The following is a 17,495-nucleotide window of genomic DNA, read 5'->3' on the forward strand; positions in this document are numbered from 1 at the left end:
ATTGGTTTGATATTAGTAAGCGCTTTGATTGCTATTGGCTTAGTAAATTAAAATTTGAATTTTATTGAAGAGCGGAGAGAGTAGGTGGAATATCTTTAACGCATAAGCATTTGTACCTGTGAATTTTGTAGAGCAATTGGTGGATGAAGAAAATGCCCACTGAATAAATTTTGAGGAGGGAGTGTTATTGCTGTAAATAGCGGGAGAAAGGTTGTTTTTCCGCCACTGGTAGAACCAGTACCAACAACCTATACCATTCGTTAAAACGGAAGAAATTCTAATTTTATTAAAGGAGATGGAGATCATGAGAGAACGTGAAAATTGGGATGTATTATGTGAGGTTTGCGAGATCAAGATTGAGCATGGAATAGCAACAGAATCTGGTGAGAATTATTGCGAATCATGTTACAGCAAATTAGCGTATGAAACAAAAGCGTAATCTAATAAATTTTGAATTGTACTAAGAAAGGAGAATGCTGAATGGGTCAATTCATTCATACTTTACAACAAGTAATAGTGCTATATGACTCTTCAAAGAATCCTTATAAAATTGGTGACGTGGTAAAGTTGAAAGGAAAATCGTTTCTTATTATCGGCATCGAAGCTTTTAAAATATCCGGCATAGAATTAACAGTATGGTACACCATGCAGGATTTAGAATTTCATGATTTTATCTCTGTATCGCCGAAACCTACGTTAAGTAAGTTGGAACATTTGTCAGTTTTATACCGATATAATGATGAACGTTTTGAAGACCTTCAGCCAGGGCGGACAGTTCCACATCGAGGGAAGAGATATAAAGTGATAGAGCATACCCGTATTGCTGTAAACAATGACATGATTACATTGCATTTTTTAGCAACACAAGTCCTACCTATGGAACGTGGGATTGTAAGAACAAAATATTTTGATGAAAAAAAGAAACAAGTAGAACTCAATGGTTATTAATCAAAACGTTATTTTGCACAAAAATTAAGATTATACGTAAAAATGGCAGGTAATTGACTAAGTTACCTGCCATGCTCAAAACAATACGGAGGAACGAGCTCCGATTTGAAAGAGTGTAGCCGTGGGAAGCTGACTTGTAGATAGTATGTGTAATGTTAAAAAGATTATTCGAAGGAGAATGAGAGATGAAAATTAGTGTATCTGAATGGAAAGCGCTTCGCAAAGAAACAAAGTTGAAATTACTTCAATATGCGGTGTTGGAAAGTAGAAATAGGAGGGCTGTATCATGATAAAGTCTATAAAATTGTTAAAAGGTGAAGAACTTGAAATTGGGACGGCTGATAGACATGGAAATCAATTAAAACAATCGGATTTTGTTGTAGCACAAGATGATTTTGAAGGAATTAGTATATGCCAAATTCTTTATAACGGCATTACAAAAGAATTTGTTGCTATGAGTTCCTCTGGTTGGTGGGTCCCGTATCACGATTTATCAATTGCAACTGAAAAGCTAGAACACGTCATTGCACAGGAATTTCTAGGGTTAGAGAAGTGTGGAGCATATTGGGGAAAAGGAAATACACCATTTATCCGTATGTCAATTGAATACTTTAATGCTGTTGAAGAATCTACATTGATTTTAGAAACGTTAGGTAGACGTTACAAAGACCTTTTTACAGTGATAGAGAATGGCTGCTGGTATTTAACAGTAAACAAGCAGATATATAGTGAAGAACGTCTTGGAGTAGCTGCATGTTTAGCAGCAGTCAATAGTGTAAGAAATAAGGATTAATTAGAAATTGATACTCACTTTAGGAAAAATGGATAACTTAAAGACTGAATATTAAATCTATTTGTAAAGGGGAAATCAAAAATGTTACATGTAGCATTACAAGAGCAAACCTATTGGAAAGAACAACAAAAAATTCTTCGGAAAAATAATAAAAAGTTACTTATTTCATTAGAATCAAATTTATACGAAAAACTGCAAGGTCTAGCACTCTATAATGAGGATTTAGATCAAATTGCCTCGGATCTTGTTATGGAAGGGATAGAGTACATTTATATGGAGGACACCCCTGTTCGTGAATATCATGCATTTCAATATTTTATAGAAATCGAACTATCGCAATTTCAACTAAAGTTACTGCAACAATTAGCACTCAAAAGAGGATGTTCAGCAAGAAAAATGGCGTATACAGTGTTACATTTCATGCTCAAGGCACAGTAAAAGAACCCTACACAAAAAGCAGGATTCTTTTCATAAGGTATTCTGTTGGCAAATGAGTTTTCACCACGAGGAATTGAGTCTAGTCCACTCAATTCCTTTTTATGTTATAACAATCTGGAATGAGATTTCAACAACAATACGAAAAAAGATAGGAATAATCCTATCTCTCTTTCGTACAAGGGTTTCGATGACAGAAAACTCATTCAGCTCATACTTTATTTTAAATTAATAAAACAGAAAATTCAATTTTTTATTAATTTCTCAATATGATTTTTTTGCATTTTTAAATTATAATATAGTTAATTCTTTTTATTGTTATATATTTGTTATTTCCTGTTGGAATCCTTATGAAGGGTTCTTTTTTTTATAATAAGTATACAATTTAATCCCTGCAATAACTATGTATTTTTTATACAGCTACGGTTGAGATAGCCTGTTTATATATCAATTGTTGTTTATCATTGTTTTTAATCATTGTTTTTAATCAAAATTGTAAACTTATCCACTGCAATAATCTGTCCTGGTATTCTAAAACCATTTAATAAAATAATTATAACTTCTTTTTTAGATTGGATGACTTGTTGATACAGATCTTCTTGAATGTTAATCATTTAGATGGTTGCAACTCCTTTACTTTTTTAGAATCGTTCATGGCTTCTAAAAAAGCATATTCTTTTACCGTCATTTCAACGGTTGGACAATATTCAGTTTTTGATAATTCATGAAGTAAAGAAAGGTTTTTACTTAATTGTTTTACCATTTCATCTAATGTAATTTGATTCGTACCATATCCAATCACTGGGTTTAAAAATACATCTAACCTTATGAGACTTGGTTCAATGAGAGAAACAATCTCTTGTACTTTTGGCAATATAGCCGTTTCATAACGTTCTTTAAAGGATTCTAAATCATCTGGCGTTGGTTCATTTGAACAGAATTTTTTAAATGCTACCACACGAATATCACTACGCAATTCCTCAATACGTGTTTGATACAATTCCTGGTCAAATCCGTCTTTATCCGCAACATCAAAATGGAGCTCCGTCTGTGATCTACGCTTTTTCTTGTAAAAATTCATGAGGAGCTGTTCTTTTGCATTAAACATCATAATAAAAACAGTACGCTCTAAATTCATAACTTGGTTTGCGACGCTTAATGTTTCATCTAACACTTTTGCGCGTTCTTCTTCACTTAACTTTTTTATAGAGGATGGAACAAGTTTTTTTACATTCTCAAACGACTCTGAATTTGTAATGTGTTGAAGAGAAAATTGAGCGACCTCTGGTAAACAAGGATCAGTTGTTTTGTCGAAAAGTAACAAATCTTTAATCGTTCGCACTGTATTTTTGATCTCTTTTTGAGCTTGGCGAACTTTTTCTATGCTTCTTTCCGTGTATTCTGGTTGTTTAAGACGATTGAAAATGTATTCTCTTCTTTCTTCAAAATGTTGCTGTAATCGTGACATAGTTGTTTCCCCTCTCTAATTTTCTGAATTGAATAAACTTTCCTTTTATATTGTATCATTAAACTTTATGGATTGGAGGACGATAGCAAGGTTTATTTAAAAAGACAACACGTGACAACGTATATGAGACAATCAACAACGAATATTCTTTACCAAGGTAATGATCAAAGTGAATACCAAGTTCATAGCCAAATCGTCAACCATGGTATGACTACCAAAAGAAATCGTTGATTTCACTATGTATTTATGCATTTTTGATTTTTGTTTATAAAGGGGGAAGTGCGGTGGAAAACAAAATGGTAGCAAAAGAAAACTGTGAGTATTGTCACTGTCTGTTGTCGCTTTGGATGTATTGGGAGTATTACGGAAAGAAGTATTGTTCTGAATCTTGTAGGCATCTAGATAACAAATAAGGGGACGTGACAATGGAAAATACCTATGAGGTGATTGGTAACAAAATAAAATTCTATTTGAAGAGTGATCCAATGAAAGGATGGAATCAAATCCCGAGTCCGCAATTTCGAACTAGCCAAGAAATAGCTGAATGGTGTAGGAGTTCGACAAACGAGTTCATGTGTCAATGGGATGCGCTAAATCAAAATGCAATGAGTGCAACAGATACGACGGATTTTTTGTACAGGTGGATCAGCTGGTATGTGACAGAGCCACTAGATGGTACTGCACGCGAAATACGAAAACTACCAGATGAACTTGCAAACTTCCTAACAAATGTACCTGTTGATGCATTTGAGCTCATCAAAAATACCTCTCACATGGTTTTAGATTGTATTTACATTGCATTGGACTGGATACCGCAATTATTAACGATTTTGTTTTTCTAGGAGGGAACAATATGTTGAAGCGAAAAGAGACAATTTCTTTCCAATCCTTCATGAATCAGTCCTATAAGAAGAAAAGACAAACAAAGATATATAGTATAGGTCCTATGAGTCCACTTGCATTCTTTCATATGTCACAGCCACTTGTTCATACGTATCTTGCACTTGGCGTATTAGGAGGGCTTACAATTGGAGCTGTTTTATTAGAGAAATACCTAGTACGTAATGATCATATGTTTCCGGCAAAACTTGTTTCAGAAGGGCTGTATTACGGTGTACGGATAGGTGGAATTGGCTGTATTGGCTATGTATTTATTCGTATTTTAATGATGTTATAGGGGGGCGATGGACTTGAAAGAGTGGTTACAAAAAAGAAAGTATAAACATCAATTAGAAACAGTGTTTCGAAAAGCGAAGTTGTATGATGAACATCTTACAAGAGGAGGAAAGGTTCCGGTTTTCCCTAAAATCCATGACATCTTAGAACAAAAAGAAAGTGTGCGGTACACTTTTACATTGCCAAATGGAGTGGATCCAGCGCAAATCCAAAAGAGATGGTTTTGCTTTCAGCAAATTTTAGGGAAGAATCTTATGATTCAAGGTAGTGTGAAAAAATTTGTACTTCATGTATTCTTTTCCGATGCGGGATTACAGCAATACACATACCGATATAAGCATTGGCAGCCCTTGCTACAAGAGTACCGTTTGCCAGTTGTCGTAGGACGTGACCAATTTGGGAAAATGATTGTCTATGATATGGTGGAGGCAAATACACCACATCTATTGATTGCGGGGGAAACTGGGAGCGGAAAGAGTAGTATGGTGCGTGTTGTTTTATCTACACTCATTCAATATAAGTCACCGGACCAACTCCATCTATACCTGGGGGATTTAAAGAATTCAGAGTTTCATTTTCTACGAAGAGTGAAGCATGTAAAAGATGTTTGTATGGAAGAAGTGGAAATGGCAGCGATGTTGAAAAAACTGTGGAAAGAAGTGCTGCATAGAAGAAAACTGATGGAAGAATATGAAGTGGGTCATATTGATGAATACAATGAAATGACCTCAAATGAACAAATTCCTTACATCTTACTTGCAATTGATGAAGTGGCGATGCTACAGGATGAGCAAGAATGTACCACCATCATAGAAAAAATATCCGCCGTTGGCCGATCGCTTGGTATTTTTCTGATGCTGAGTATGCAACGTCCCGATGCGAAAGTGCTAGATGGTAAATTAAAGCTCAATATGACGGTAAGAATGGGATTTAAATGTGCTGATTCTATAAATAGTAATATTATGGGCACTCCTGGATCTGAACACCTAGAACAATCTGGCCAAATGATTCTAAAATTAAATGGATTGCAGAAGGTGCAAGCTCCTTTTCTAGAATTAAGTAAAGCGAAAGAAATCGTAGAACCCTATCGTATCCCAAAAGGCCAGGATATTGTGAATAAGGAGCTAGAAGAGCATAGACAAGAAGCTGTATTTGGGGTGTTAGATGATGCTAACGAGTAGAGATAAACAAATCATAAGTCATTTACAGCAATTTCGTTGCTTATCAAGGGATGATATTATGGATCTTCATTTTAATAAAGTAAAAAATGCAGTGACTTGTTGCAATACTGTCATGAAGCGCTTATGTCGTGAGGGATACATTGATGTAGACACTTCTCAACGCCCATACGTATATTTCCCCTACCCTAATCCAATCCGTAAAGGAAGCCAAAAAATCCGGCATTTCTTAGCTATTGTAGATGTATACAAACAGTTACTACAGGTTGAAAAACCAAAGGTATTCCAGGTAGAACCAAAATACCAAAAAGGGTATATGGAGCCAGACATATTTGCGATTTGGCGAAAAAGTCCATTCTTTATTGAAGTGCAAAATTCAATTTATAGTAAAGCCGTGATGCAAGCAAAGATAAAACGATACGAATTATATTTTCATAGTATGGATTGGCAAAGGGAACCTTGGCAGCCAAAGCATACACATGTATTCCCTTCTCTGTTACTTCTTACCGATTCTATGTATCCTATCTCCAGCTCAAATTTCCGCATCTTTCAAGCTCCTTCTATTCAGCACTTTCTAGAGCAAGTAACTCCTAAATCGAAAAATATTTCTGTGCAGGTTGGATCTTCAAGAAAACAATTGTAACGAATTGGCGAAAAAAATCATCTCTAAAAAAATTAGAGATGATTTTTTATTTCAGGTTAACACGTCTTAATTAGCCTATTGAACGTTCGTGATAATGTATTTTCCTTCTTCATTTTTATCAATTTCCTCTGTGGCAAAGGAATCTACCGTAACCTCATTCATTTTCCAAGCTTTTTGATCTGTATCATATAATGCTTTTGCTTGCACATTATAAACTGCATCTTTTTCAGGTGAGTACTTTTGAGCTGGAAGATGGTACTTTACCTTTCCTTCCATTTCTAAAATAGGGTATCCTTTATCATTTGAAACAATCTTTACAATCTCTTTATTCAAATAGGATTTTACAAGTGTTCCTTTCCAAGGATCAGACCATGTATTACGTGCTGCCGAAGCAAAAGATTCTGCTTTTTGATTTTTATATTTTTCAGTTACTGATTTGAAAGGATCAATGCTTTGTTTTGTACTTGCATCCCCATATTCTTTTAAAAATGTATGGAAAAATTGATTCACTTTTTCTTCATCGACTTTAAATATATATTTTTGTTGTTTTCCAAAAAAAGAGTTATTTTTTTGATCGTTTAATTTAGAAATACCATTTTTGCCCCAAGGAAAGTCTGCTTTTAATTGTATTTTTTCTTCATCTTTTTTATTAATTGGACCAAATTTTTTCGATTCAGCATCTCCAACCTTAATACCTGTAGGTTTTCCCTTAAATACAATTTCTGAGCCTATAAATTCCTTAGATAAGTCTAGTTCGTCGCCTTTTAAACTGAGTGATACAGTTTCAACGGGATCATCTCCACCTAAATTGATAGTAGTTTTATCTGTTACAGTGGTCCATTTGTATTTTTTTACTCCAGTTAATTCGTATACGCCAGGTAAAAAAGGTTTATCAAATACGGAAGGTGAAACTTTTTTGCCGTTTAAAGATAAGACAACATCTTTATCTATATCTTTAAGACTAACTTTTACCTTTACTGGTTTAATAGCATAATTATCGAAAAATATCCAGGTCTTTCCTTCTTTTGCTATGGTATAAGGTAATATAGCTTTACTACGCGCTTCCAATGCCTTAGCAGAAACGGTTGTATTCTCTACATCCATGACATCTACCATCACAGGATACATTTGCTTATATTTATCAGATTCCTTTAAAAAAGATTGTACACCATCCTTAGCAAAAGGAGCGGACTGTGCATCTTTTGGTAAAAGTGATAAAAATGTATCGGCATCTTTCTTTTGAAAAGCCTGTAGTAATTTTTCTCGTACTTCTTCTTTAGAATGACGGGCTATTAATCCAGTTACAATGAATCCTATGATACATAATAAAATAATACCTGTTGTCAGTATTCCTTTTTTCCTTTTTAGATAAGAAATTTCCACAACTTCTGTCCCCTTTTCAATTTTTTATAATCTCATTATAAGATAATGAAAAAATGGAAAGAAGTGGTTAAGATAAATTTTTCAGAAAAATAAATTTTATCAATAATTTTCAAGATTATCAAATCCTACTTCCACGTTACATATCCCAGAAATCACTCATTTTTTTATTAGGATCAATTTTGCGTATTGCTACTAACAGTTTTTTTATAGTACTTTGGCTTGGAATATAATAAGGATCGTTACAGATACGAGAAATAGTAGTACGATTGATTTTTGATTCTTTTTGCAAATCTTTTTGATATAAACCATGTGAATCTAGCCATCTACCTAATTTGCTCCGTTTCTTTCCGAGGCCCCACATACTACATACTCTCCCTTTTCTTTTTTACCTCAAGCTTGTACAAAATGTTAAAATTATATACCTTTGAGGTTAATAAAAATTAACATAAAGCTTTTGTAGATTGCATATCTTATAGTAATAATGATTAGCAGCCTGCAAAAGTTTTGTAATTTTTTTGTGGAATATGGAATACATATACATTGCAACACTTGTTGATAAAAACATGTATAGTGACAAGTGTTGCATAGCCGGTTTCGTGAAAAGATTGTAATTTTATTAGATTGATAGTCGATTTAAGAGAGCATTGCGGTAAAATCGCAGTGTTTTTTTGTTGCATATATGCTAAGGTATCGATCTTATTTTATTTGCCTGTATCGTTAATTATTTTTGTTATTCAATAAGAGGTGATTAAAATAAAGTTCAAAGGCATGTCTTTTTTAATGTAGAATAATAACAAAATAGGAGGTGGACGTGTCCATGGACGATACCATGAATATAGATAATACTACACAAGAAAAAGCCTATTGGGCTGCGGAGGTTGCAGAGCGCCTGAAAACAAATACCTCTACATTGCGTAATTGGACAAATGCATTAGAAAAAGAAAATTATCAGTTTATTAAAGATGCTAACGGACGTCGAGCATTCTTAGAAAAAGATATTGAAAATCTAAAATTACTCCAAAAATGTTTGAAAAATAATATGAGTATGAAAGACGCTGTCCATGCTGTTATATCAAGTATTGAAGGGCAAATACGGACAGGTGTTGTCCGTGAAAAAGACCGTCCGTTAATACGTCCATTAAGTGAGGACGCTGTAGAAAGAATTGTAAATGAGGCATTAGAAATTCAACAAAAAAAATTCGAAGAAAAATTAGAAAAACAGAATAAAGATTTCGAAAGAATGCTGAATCAAAAACTGACGGAACAAGCAGAATTCATTTTTAAAAATATAAATGAAATAACGGAAAAAAGGGATAGAACAGCCTTGGAAGTAGAAGTTAAAAAAATAGAAGAAACTAAAAAAAATGGATTTCAAAAATTACTGGGTTTTTTTAAAAGTTAAATTTAAAAAAGAGTTGCCCTTATATAAGAGCAACCCTTTTTATTTCACTGTATTATGCATAGGGATCATCGTCTAAATCATCTAGTTTACTCCAAGATTTATTTTCTTCTTCGTCACGGGATTCCCCAGGCTTCGTTATTTCTTGTTTTGTTTCGATATGTGTTTGATCCAGAGCAAGCGAATGAACTGGTTTTGACGCTTCCTCTTGTTTTATTGGTAAAGGCTTTGTTTCGCTATCTAATGTAAAAGTATATTTGCGCGGTAGAATTTCCGCCACATCTGTATCACCGATTTGTTTATGAAGCTGTTGCGCTGCATACAAAAAGAACATTGTTAAATCGCTTTGTTTGTTGATAAAATCAAGCATTTCATGTGAAATGTCTTTTTTGATGTAGACATTTGCTCTGTCTCCAGCTTTGTATACTTTACGAGCCATTATTTTTCACCGGCAGGAGTCATAGCTTTTTCTTTTAAAGCCTTAAACCGTGGAGAGCAAGTATATACCAACAAACCACGAGCGTTTACGAAAAGTGGATTTTTTAAGAAAATAACATTTGTTAAGCGTCCTTTTTGTTCTAAAATTTGCTGTAAGCTTTCTTTTACGATTGCGGCACCACCACCATAAATAAACACATATGGATCATCTTTCATATCATCGATTTTATTGATAATATCCGTTGCAATTCGATTAGCTAAACCTAATAACGCGCCGCGTGATGCTTCTTTTAAGCGAGTATGACGGGGATGCTCTGAATCTAGATAAATCGCATTGAATTCAGCAATACTATCAATTGTTTTTTGTTTATTGTTCAAGTTCCAAACTTTGATGATATCAAGTAAAGTTTCTTTAACTCCATATGGTAAGCCTCTACTCATTTTATGTTTAAAGCTAACACCTTGTGAAACAACTTCTTCAGTAGTACCAGCGCCAATATCAAAAGATAATAATGTTTTATCAACAAAGTCTGTTTCTGTAACTTTGTCTTCTGTAGTTTCTACTTTACGTTTAATTACTTTACCTTTTTCATCATATACAATTCCCCATGACCCAGCAGCGCCCTCTGGTAAGCATTTGCAATACTCTACCTGGATATTAACTGTTACTTCGCGTCCGCTTGGATGATGGAATTTTACTGTATGATGATTCATATAGCGTTGTGCATATTCTTCGGCTGTTTTAGGTGTGATTGTTGCGACAGGTAATGCAACAGAAAGATCATACTTTACATTGATTGTATTTTTGTCTGGTTGCTTTTTAATTGCACTAACTGCTAAACCAGCTAAAGTCACAAGGACCACAAGATCATCCTTAGATTTATCAGATTTCTTTTCCATTTCAATTCCTTTGATGTTCTCTTCGATAACCTTTTGCCCAACGATATAACGCATATTGTTTACTGTTAAGGCTGGTGATGAAATTGTAACATCAATATTATTTTCTAATTCTTCAACTGGAATATCTTCATCACTTAAAATGTTTGTTGCTTCTCCAATATGATGTGAATAGATACTTGGTATAAATAAAGGGTCTTGCCCTAAAACCATTAATTTTAAACCACTGTTCCCCGCGTCTGCACCAGCTTCAAGAATTGTCATATATAAAACCTCCTAAAGATTATTTATCATCGATTAACTTAATTCCATTATATGCTAAATATAACAGAAAAGTCAATACAATTTCACACAAATAAATATAATTTAATACAAGTCAATACAAAAATACCCACAAAACCTCATGAAAATCATAAAAATAACAGCAATTTTTATATTGATAAGTATTAACTTATATTCATTTGTATTGACTTGTATTCACTTTCCCGCGAATGACATATAAAAGCCTTGGCTTTCTTGCACCAAGGCTTTTATATGTTAATTAGATTGTGTTTGTTTTGTTCTTGATTCCAGAATTGAGTGTATCTATGCAATGCTTCAGTGCTTTTTAAGCCTAAAAACGCTTTAATTTCAAGCGGCTTCATACCGTTTTGTAGTGCGCTTAAAATGAATCGATTCCGCAACATAGTGGGCGTCACTTTAATTTCAGCTCGTTTCGCTTCTTTCTGTAACATCCTTTGAACGGCAATTCTTGTTAGGGCAGCCGGTTGATCTTTGCCATAATCCCAGCGGAACGTTTGCGGCGCAAAGTCAAATGCAACAAAGAAGGGATCCCCTGTCTGTTGGCGAGGCCGTATGAGTTTTGGAATCTGTTTGTAATAGGATAGGGCAAGCTTTACATCTTCTTTGGAAAGCTTAATAGAGCGCTTATAAGCATGCAAACCGCCTGGCGTGATGGTATTGGTCCCGAAATGAATATCGTGCATAGAGAGCGTGATAATGTCTTGTATTGATAAACCATAATGCAGCATGAAATGAACCAATAATACATTGCGGTCCATAATGAACTTCCTACCAGATGCCTGGTATTCCGTCAGTCTATTGTAGCTTCGCATGAATCGTAATAACGTTTCTATTTCTTCATCGGATGCAAAGTGCTTAGAGGTTAGTTTGGGCGGCGCTATGTCGCTTTTTAAACTGTCTGCAGCACCGTGAAATTGTAAAAAGTTAATTAAAATCCCTCGGACACGTTTCGCATTCGAAATCGAAGCCCCACGTTCCTTTCTAAGTGCCTTTAGATAACTCTCTAATACATTTACATCAAAAGAGAGGAAAACGTCTTCTGGAGCCGGTTTAAGCCGTTTTCGAATCCAAGAGACAAACAAGGTCAAGTCATACCGATATTGTTTCACTGTGGAAGGTTTGCGGCCACGTTTTAACAAATCAGCAAGAAACAAATCAAGGGCGGATTCCCATGTCATGGCTATATACTCCTTTTTCCTAAAAATTGTGTACCGCAATTATATCTGAAAACCACAAAGACATGCAATAGGGGATCCTTGCTCTGCTCGTTTGTGTCTGGGCTCTGACCACCATTGTTGCCATGCTGGAGGGATTTGCTGCTGCGCCGAGAAGCGACGCAAGCGGAGACACGAGGGCCGGGCTAGACAGGAGAAGGCACTAGAGGCAGAGACACGCGCGATAAGTGAAAGACGAATGGAAGGGGGGCCGCCGCGCCGTGACTGTAGTTGTAGAAACTTTCTGCCTGTCAACGGAATCTGATTCATAGCTGAATCGAGATACCCTTAACAGGAGAGCTTCACCTGGTACTTATATTTTGTAAGTAGCAGGGCCGCCGAGTCTTCAAGGGATTCCGCGGAATATGCCCTATGCTAAATAGATGCCCCCAATATTGATTAAACATATATATTCCATAACATAAACATAGGTTTAGCATTGGTAGTTTGTAGCGTTTTTGAATATCCTCGTTTTGTTCCTGTAGGCCCGACACGACCAAAATAAGAAAATTGTACGTTGACAAATTTCGACATAGTAAAGGTGTTTTTATAGCCATTATACAGTTAACTAAACACAATATTATCAATAGGGTACACTCTATTGAGAGTGAAATTAACATTATAATAAACATTGAATATAAGAATAATACAATAAAAAACGCATAAGTTCATGTGGATTTGGTATATTTTGTCTTATTCCCCCTTTTCGGGGGTTGGGCAAAGAAACCCAAACTAAAAATATAGGATACTCTTATTCATTAAATCTTGTTTTAAAAGAATTAAAAACATTAAATACATTAGGATTTATTTTGGGGCTTTTATCCTTACTCTCCCAAGGGATTAGAGATTTCTTCTTATTCAATTTCTTATTTAATTGCTGATGAAAGTCAGTTAGCATTCTATGATAAATCTCACGTGTTTTTTTGCTGAAAATGGCGCTAACACATTAAAGTTAAATAATAAGATTAGTAGATTTTAAAAATAACAAGTATGATTGCATGACAAAAAGCCTTGTTAGTTTCCATTTTTTTGAACAAGGCTATCGTATTCTTATTTTGTTGTTAGGCACGGGCTTTAAGAGTTTGGATCTAGACATTTTCGGAATACATCGAATGAAATCTTACCCTTATAAGGCTTTCTAAGTGCCGTATTAGCGAAATATTCGTTTGCTTTACGAGTTCGGCGTTTTCTAAGTTCTTTTACACTATTCGTATACATTTTTATGAAATGTGCAGGGGTACTTACATCTGCTTGGTTATATTCAAACCATTGTACACAATCCTTGAAAACCTTTTTTGTATCTCGATCTGGATCTGCTGGCATACGTAAAGCGATTGTATACGCATCTTTTTCAGTTATATTCGTGTCTTGGGTTAGAATGTACACATAAAGTTTCTGTTGTGCTTCACTCATGTGGTCCTTCATTTCTTCTAATCTTGCCGCCAGTTTATCTCGTAAGCTAGCTTCTAATTTTTTATCTTTGTCAGAATTCGTTTCTTGTTCTTCAACTTCTACTTCAACAGGTTCGACAGGAGTGAATAAATCGAATCCATGACATGTAGAAACGGGAGCATCCTCTTTTGTATCTGTATCCTTATGTTTTTTCTTACTAATTTTCTTGGACAGAAACTCTGTAAATGTAGAAAAAACATCGATTGTTAATGCCCATTTTTGCTTAAAATATTCAATAATTTTCAAGTAATTATTATGTAGGCTTAAAATGTAGATAGATGGCGCAATTTTATTGTGACGTCTGGTTTTAATTTGATGACATACTTCTAGATCTTCTAGCCAATTCAGAATAAAGTTGATTAGTGGTACAGAAATACCCGATTTTTGGCTAATTTGTTCTTGCTTTACCTGGGAGTACCCCTCCTGAACAAGGTAGGAAAGTACGACTTCCAATGCCTGATATCGGCGTGGAGTTTTTTCGAAGAATTCTTTTGTAGTTACGTTCTCCAAATCTAAAAGAATGCTATCAATATCTTTGATTACACTTTGGACTGCTTGATTGATAGCGCCCTCTTTACACTTAGGGATACGGTATAATTGCGGACTTAATTCTCGTTTTGCGGTACTTAGTAAAAAATTAGTTAATAACACAAAAAGCCCTCCTAATTTTCCCACCTTAAATAAACAGAAAAATGCTGGAAAAACAGAGGTTCTATATTCACATTACATATACAATATGGTATAATTTCAGTATCAAGTATGATACTGAAAAAAGTCATATACATTTTTTTGTGAATGAACCCTGTTAGGGAGCTTTTATTTGGCTGAAGTTTGGCGACGACACCAGATAAAAGCTCGAGGTGGGTTTATTTTTTTTTGTTATATTTGTATTGTAAAACGTTCCTCGCAAAATATCAATAAAAGATGAATAAAACCTATTCGAAATTCCAATAAAAATTTTCTGAATTTTTAGTGTTTATTTTTTCAACTATTCTGATGAAGTTTCTTAATATTTCAAAATAAAAAACATAAAGTTATGTTAAAATTTTGTAAAGGGCTAATAGGGTTTAGTGAGGAGGAATTGTCACTATGAACGAGATCATTACAAAAGAAACTACAATGAAACATCTTATGGATGAAATATCACAAAAGATAAATGAAAAATATACATTACGTAAAATAGCTAAATTATCGGGGGTAAGTAGAGAGAAAATAACTAGGGCAATTGAATGTAAAAATAAATATGAAATGAAATTAGATAGCTTTTTAAAAGTGGTTAGTATCTTATATGACAATTTAGAGGTTAGGCGCCAAAAAATTAATACCTTTATACTCTTGACAAAAAGTCCTTTGAACATTAGGAAAGCTTTATGTTATTCGCATGTTTCTGGTGATTATGAGATTATAGATGTGTTAATAAAAAAGCATATTAATACTGACAGTGTGAGTCAGTATCTATTAATTTATGATTTGTTTAATCAAAGAAATAAAAATGAAATTAAAGGGCAAAAAATAGTCGATGAAATAAGGGAACTAAAACTTTCTTCTAACGCAGAATGTCAAGCCTTATCAAACTTGCTTTATACTGTGGCTATGTATGATGAGGACGAATCAAATGCAGTTGCTCCATTTGCAAAAGACGCGGAAAAATTTATAAAAGAAATTAAACAGACATATATAAAAGAGCATTTATATATGCAATATAAAGAAAGGCTTGCATATATATATTTGTTGAGTGATAAAATTGATAAATGTAGAGAGGTCTGTGAATCCATCTTAAAATCAGATTTAGAAATTCCGATGATTAAGGCTGTTGCAAAAGGGTGTTTAGGGGAAAGTTACATGTATGAGGACCCTTTGATAGCAGAAATGTACATGGAATCAGCTTTGGAGCTTCTTGATAATATCCATGTCCCTAGAAAGTCTCAAAAATATTTTGCTTTTAAAACAACATTAGCACATCTTTATATCGAAAATAATTTCAATCTTCATAAGATTGATTTTAATTATATCCATATTGGTGAACATGCTCACTATGAATGTTTACATGGAGATCGAGAAAAAGGGCTTGCAATGTACCAAGATTTGGAACAAAATGGATTTAGTGCACATCAATTATATTCTTATTCAAAAGTAATTGGAGACATACAAGGATTAAAAGAGGCATTAATATCTTTTGAAAGATCTGGAAACTTGTTTTATGCTAGAGGTGTGAAACAAGCGCTATTGAAAAGCGAGGTGAATTTAGTTGACTAAATATTTAATGTGCATACTACTTGTTTTAGGGATTTCAGTAACTTCTTTACATAATGAGCCTGTTGAAAAGTTTGCTAAGGTTCAAGAAAATCCCTCTGTAAATTCAACTTATATGGTAGACCCTGGGACTGGTTGAGTGTAAATTAAAAAAACTGAATTTTAAAATGATTAGACGCTACTTATTGTAGCGTCTTTCGTACTTTTTAGGGCGTGGTGCGATTTTTGATTTAGTAAAAAAAATACACCACCTTGACGCTGATTCTTAAACTATAAGAAAAGGACGTGGCATTGTCATGGAATTAAATATTCATTGGTTAGAGCAAAACGTTAAAAATAATTTTGGTGAAACTGATGTATATACTATATTCAGCCTATATATGGATTTGATCCAAATATGCAGACAAGAAAGTACAGGAGAAAATATAGAAAAGACAGGATAATTTAAACATAATTATCAGAATTCAACCTATTTGATATTTTTTTGGGATTTAAATTTATTCATATAGGTGATTAATTTTTTTTCTAATTCAGCTTTATGCTCATCTGGAACACTTATGTACGTTTCAAATAAATTCTTAGATAAGCGTGAAATGAGCTTTAATTTATCTTCATCCCTAACGGCCGCTTCTGGATTTAATAAATCATTTATACTTACTTTGTAGTATGAAGTTATATTATTCAGTGTGGAAATATCAGGCTCTCTGAATCCATTTTCCCAGCCAGCATAGGTGCTATAGGGAGTATTTAATTCTTCGGCAATCTTTTTGCGACTTAATCCTTTCAATGATCGTAGTCTTTTTAAATTTTCTTCAAGTGGCTTTAATACATCCGTTTTTTCTAATTTTTTTATCATATCTAGTTTTTGAGATTGTATTTCTATAGAATCTGATGAAATTATTTGTGTATTAATTAATTCATCAATAAGAATGTCATAGTAAATAGAAAATTTTTTTAAAGATAGCAAATCTGGTTCCCTTAAATCATTTTCCCAATTGTTATAAGCATAATAAGAGATATCAATTTTTGAAGCTAGCTCTTTTTGAGTTAGCTTTTGTGAATTTCTGAGATATTTAAGGTTTTTTCCTAGAAATGTATTGGCCATAATTAAACTCCTTTACATGGATTTTTTAAAAAAAGTTGTGTTTTTGAATAAAAATTATTCGTTTTGTGTTGACTTTCGGCTTAAAGCCGAATACAATGTAACTAAGGGAAAGGAGGGTGAAAAAATGCTAGCGTCAGAACACAAAACCATTGTACGAGAATATAGGGAATCCAAAGGTTTAAGTATTAAGGAAGTCTCTAAAGGCGCTAAAATTCCAATCGGCACATTATATGATGTTGAAATTGGGAGAAGGAGTCTCAAAGATAATAAAGCTAAAAAAATAGCGGATTTTCTTGAAGTTCCGATCGAGAAAATTTTCAGACCAACATATTATCGTGCAATACCCATCGCAGAATGAATTAACCTTATGTTATTGATTACATCTATTTTGTTCATATTCCTACTAAATG

The 17,495-nt window shown here is 33.9% G+C and carries 20 protein-coding genes and 1 pseudogene; 12 read left to right on the forward strand and 9 right to left on the reverse strand.

From position 1 onward, the window contains the following. The first annotated feature begins 304 nt into the window (after positions 1-304). The 4 genes from MHH55_RS33635 (at position 305) to MHH55_RS33650 (ending at position 2,179) form a co-directional block, all read left to right on the forward strand. Positions 305-439, forward strand: a complete 135-nt coding sequence (locus tag MHH55_RS33635; RefSeq protein WP_078186440.1) for a hypothetical protein — start codon at positions 305-307, stop codon at positions 437-439. Positions 440-480: 41 nt separating this feature from the next. After that, on the forward strand, positions 481-948 hold the full coding sequence (locus tag MHH55_RS33640) for a LacI family transcriptional regulator (RefSeq protein ID WP_078186441.1): 468 nt from the start codon (positions 481-483) through the stop codon (positions 946-948). 286 nt (positions 949-1,234) lie between these two features. Beyond that, complete coding sequence (locus MHH55_RS33645; protein ID WP_254849733.1) at positions 1,235-1,741, forward strand: hypothetical protein; 507 nt, start codon at positions 1,235-1,237, stop codon at positions 1,739-1,741. An 81-nt stretch (positions 1,742-1,822) separates the two neighbouring features. Then, entirely contained in the window at positions 1,823-2,179 is a 357-nt protein-coding gene (locus MHH55_RS33650) for a hypothetical protein (RefSeq protein ID WP_078186442.1), read from the forward strand. A 409-nt stretch (positions 2,180-2,588) separates the two neighbouring features. On the opposite strand, the pseudogene hfq reads toward MHH55_RS33650, so the two are convergent. Further along, positions 2,589-2,790 (reverse strand): annotated as a pseudogene (gene hfq, locus MHH55_RS33655) (RNA chaperone Hfq). Further along, the gene (locus tag MHH55_RS33660; RefSeq protein ID WP_078186443.1) at positions 2,787-3,644 is read right to left on the reverse strand and encodes a hypothetical protein; all 858 of its coding nucleotides are present in this window, start codon (positions 3,642-3,644) and stop codon (positions 2,787-2,789) included. The pseudogene hfq and the gene MHH55_RS33660 overlap by 4 nt, the downstream one beginning before the upstream one ends. Before the next feature lie 425 nt (positions 3,645-4,069). Here MHH55_RS33660 and MHH55_RS33665 point away from each other — a divergent pair, with 425 nt between their 5' ends. Genes MHH55_RS33665 through MHH55_RS33680 form a run of 4 tightly spaced genes read left to right on the forward strand, consistent with a single transcriptional unit; the run spans position 4,070 to position 6,641 of the window. Continuing rightward, the gene (locus MHH55_RS33665; RefSeq protein WP_078186444.1) at positions 4,070-4,486 is read left to right on the forward strand and encodes a hypothetical protein; all 417 of its coding nucleotides are present in this window, start codon (positions 4,070-4,072) and stop codon (positions 4,484-4,486) included. An 11-nt stretch (positions 4,487-4,497) separates the two neighbouring features. Further along, entirely contained in the window at positions 4,498-4,821 is a 324-nt protein-coding gene (locus MHH55_RS33670; protein ID WP_078186445.1) for a hypothetical protein, read from the forward strand. Positions 4,822-4,828: 7 nt separating this feature from the next. Continuing rightward, positions 4,829-6,001, forward strand: coding sequence for an FtsK/SpoIIIE domain-containing protein (locus MHH55_RS33675; RefSeq protein ID WP_078186446.1), 1,173 nt, complete (start codon positions 4,829-4,831; stop codon positions 5,999-6,001). Continuing rightward, positions 5,985-6,641 (forward strand): replication-relaxation family protein, encoded by a 657-nt coding sequence (locus tag MHH55_RS33680; RefSeq protein ID WP_078186447.1) that lies wholly within the window; start codon positions 5,985-5,987, stop codon positions 6,639-6,641. The genes MHH55_RS33675 and MHH55_RS33680 overlap by 17 nt, the downstream gene beginning before the upstream one ends. A 75-nt stretch (positions 6,642-6,716) precedes the next feature. On the opposite strand, the gene MHH55_RS33685 is transcribed toward MHH55_RS33680, so the two are convergent. After that, positions 6,717-8,024 carry a TcaA 3rd/4th domain-containing protein gene (locus tag MHH55_RS33685; protein ID WP_078186448.1) on the reverse strand — a complete coding sequence of 436 codons (1,308 nt, stop codon included), beginning with the start codon at positions 8,022-8,024 and terminating at the stop codon, positions 6,717-6,719. A gap of 136 nt (positions 8,025-8,160) precedes the next feature. After that, on the reverse strand, positions 8,161-8,385 hold the full coding sequence (locus tag MHH55_RS33690) for a helix-turn-helix domain-containing protein (RefSeq protein ID WP_078186449.1): 225 nt from the start codon (positions 8,383-8,385) through the stop codon (positions 8,161-8,163). A gap of 456 nt (positions 8,386-8,841) precedes the next feature. On the opposite strand from MHH55_RS33690, the gene MHH55_RS33695 reads away from it, so the two are divergent. Further along, positions 8,842-9,426 carry a MerR family transcriptional regulator gene (locus MHH55_RS33695; RefSeq protein WP_078186450.1) on the forward strand — a complete coding sequence of 195 codons (585 nt, stop codon included), beginning with the start codon at positions 8,842-8,844 and terminating at the stop codon, positions 9,424-9,426. A gap of 52 nt (positions 9,427-9,478) precedes the next feature. On the opposite strand, the gene MHH55_RS33700 is transcribed toward MHH55_RS33695, so the two are convergent. From MHH55_RS33700 to MHH55_RS33715, 4 genes are all read right to left on the reverse strand, one after another. Beyond that, positions 9,479-9,862, reverse strand: a complete 384-nt coding sequence (locus MHH55_RS33700; RefSeq protein WP_078186451.1) for a hypothetical protein — start codon at positions 9,860-9,862, stop codon at positions 9,479-9,481. Then, a complete protein-coding gene (locus MHH55_RS33705; protein WP_078186452.1) occupies positions 9,862-11,022 on the reverse strand; it encodes a ParM/StbA family protein in 1,161 nt (386 codons plus the stop codon). Before MHH55_RS33705 ends, MHH55_RS33700 begins: the two co-directional genes overlap by 1 nt. Positions 11,023-11,288: 266 nt before the next feature. Then, positions 11,289-12,239, reverse strand: coding sequence for a tyrosine-type recombinase/integrase (locus MHH55_RS33710; protein WP_078186453.1), 951 nt, complete (start codon positions 12,237-12,239; stop codon positions 11,289-11,291). Between the two features lie 1,110 nt (positions 12,240-13,349). Continuing rightward, positions 13,350-14,378 carry a Replicase RepFR55 gene (locus tag MHH55_RS33715; RefSeq protein WP_078186454.1) on the reverse strand — a complete coding sequence of 343 codons (1,029 nt, stop codon included), beginning with the start codon at positions 14,376-14,378 and terminating at the stop codon, positions 13,350-13,352. A gap of 438 nt (positions 14,379-14,816) precedes the next feature. Here MHH55_RS33715 and MHH55_RS33720 point away from each other — a divergent pair, with 438 nt between their 5' ends. Further along, complete coding sequence (locus MHH55_RS33720; RefSeq protein WP_078186455.1) at positions 14,817-15,983, forward strand: AimR family lysis-lysogeny pheromone receptor; 1,167 nt, start codon at positions 14,817-14,819, stop codon at positions 15,981-15,983. Positions 15,984-16,276: 293 nt separating this feature from the next. Further along, complete coding sequence (locus MHH55_RS33725; protein ID WP_176116548.1) at positions 16,277-16,423, forward strand: hypothetical protein; 147 nt, start codon at positions 16,277-16,279, stop codon at positions 16,421-16,423. A gap of 26 nt (positions 16,424-16,449) precedes the next feature. On the opposite strand, the gene MHH55_RS33730 is transcribed toward MHH55_RS33725, so the two are convergent. Next, positions 16,450-17,085, reverse strand: coding sequence for a helix-turn-helix domain-containing protein (locus MHH55_RS33730; protein ID WP_078186456.1), 636 nt, complete (start codon positions 17,083-17,085; stop codon positions 16,450-16,452). Positions 17,086-17,209: 124 nt separating this feature from the next. On the opposite strand from MHH55_RS33730, the gene MHH55_RS33735 reads away from it, so the two are divergent. Beyond that, entirely contained in the window at positions 17,210-17,443 is a 234-nt protein-coding gene (locus MHH55_RS33735; protein ID WP_078186457.1) for a helix-turn-helix domain-containing protein, read from the forward strand. Positions 17,444-17,495 lie beyond the last annotated feature (52 nt).

It is taken from the genome of Bacillus sp. FSL K6-2944, from assembly GCF_038005385.1.
Lineage (GTDB): Bacteria > Bacillota > Bacilli > Bacillales > Bacillaceae_G > Bacillus_A > Bacillus_A cereus.

Excerpts from the sequence above, each read along its gene's own strand:
- MHH55_RS33645 (WP_254849733.1), top strand. The coding sequence starts at position 1,235 with ATGATAAAGTCTATAAAATTGTTAAAAGGTGAAGAACTTGAAATTGGG.
- MHH55_RS33665 (WP_078186444.1), top strand. The coding sequence starts at position 4,070 with ATGGAAAATACCTATGAGGTGATTGGTAACAAAATAAAATTCTATTTG.
- MHH55_RS33635 (WP_078186440.1), top strand. The coding sequence starts at position 305 with ATGAGAGAACGTGAAAATTGGGATGTATTATGTGAGGTTTGCGAGATC.
- MHH55_RS33690 (WP_078186449.1), bottom strand. The coding sequence starts at position 8,385 with ATGTGGGGCCTCGGAAAGAAACGGAGCAAATTAGGTAGATGGCTAGAT.
- MHH55_RS33640 (WP_078186441.1), top strand. The coding sequence starts at position 481 with ATGGGTCAATTCATTCATACTTTACAACAAGTAATAGTGCTATATGAC.
- MHH55_RS33695 (WP_078186450.1), top strand. The coding sequence starts at position 8,842 with ATGGACGATACCATGAATATAGATAATACTACACAAGAAAAAGCCTAT.
- MHH55_RS33660 (WP_078186443.1), bottom strand. The coding sequence starts at position 3,644 with ATGTCACGATTACAGCAACATTTTGAAGAAAGAAGAGAATACATTTTC.
- MHH55_RS33735 (WP_078186457.1), top strand. The coding sequence starts at position 17,210 with ATGCTAGCGTCAGAACACAAAACCATTGTACGAGAATATAGGGAATCC.
- MHH55_RS33670 (WP_078186445.1), top strand. The coding sequence starts at position 4,498 with ATGTTGAAGCGAAAAGAGACAATTTCTTTCCAATCCTTCATGAATCAG.
- MHH55_RS33675 (WP_078186446.1), top strand. The coding sequence starts at position 4,829 with ATGGACTTGAAAGAGTGGTTACAAAAAAGAAAGTATAAACATCAATTA.
- MHH55_RS33680 (WP_078186447.1), top strand. The coding sequence starts at position 5,985 with ATGATGCTAACGAGTAGAGATAAACAAATCATAAGTCATTTACAGCAA.
- MHH55_RS33650 (WP_078186442.1), top strand. The coding sequence starts at position 1,823 with ATGTTACATGTAGCATTACAAGAGCAAACCTATTGGAAAGAACAACAA.
- MHH55_RS33725 (WP_176116548.1), top strand. The coding sequence starts at position 16,277 with ATGGAATTAAATATTCATTGGTTAGAGCAAAACGTTAAAAATAATTTT.
- MHH55_RS33705 (WP_078186452.1), bottom strand. The coding sequence starts at position 11,022 with ATGACAATTCTTGAAGCTGGTGCAGACGCGGGGAACAGTGGTTTAAAA.
- MHH55_RS33720 (WP_078186455.1), top strand. The coding sequence starts at position 14,817 with ATGAACGAGATCATTACAAAAGAAACTACAATGAAACATCTTATGGAT.
- MHH55_RS33730 (WP_078186456.1), bottom strand. The coding sequence starts at position 17,085 with ATGGCCAATACATTTCTAGGAAAAAACCTTAAATATCTCAGAAATTCA.
- MHH55_RS33700 (WP_078186451.1), bottom strand. The coding sequence starts at position 9,862 with ATGGCTCGTAAAGTATACAAAGCTGGAGACAGAGCAAATGTCTACATC.
- MHH55_RS33710 (WP_078186453.1), bottom strand. The coding sequence starts at position 12,239 with ATGACATGGGAATCCGCCCTTGATTTGTTTCTTGCTGATTTGTTAAAA.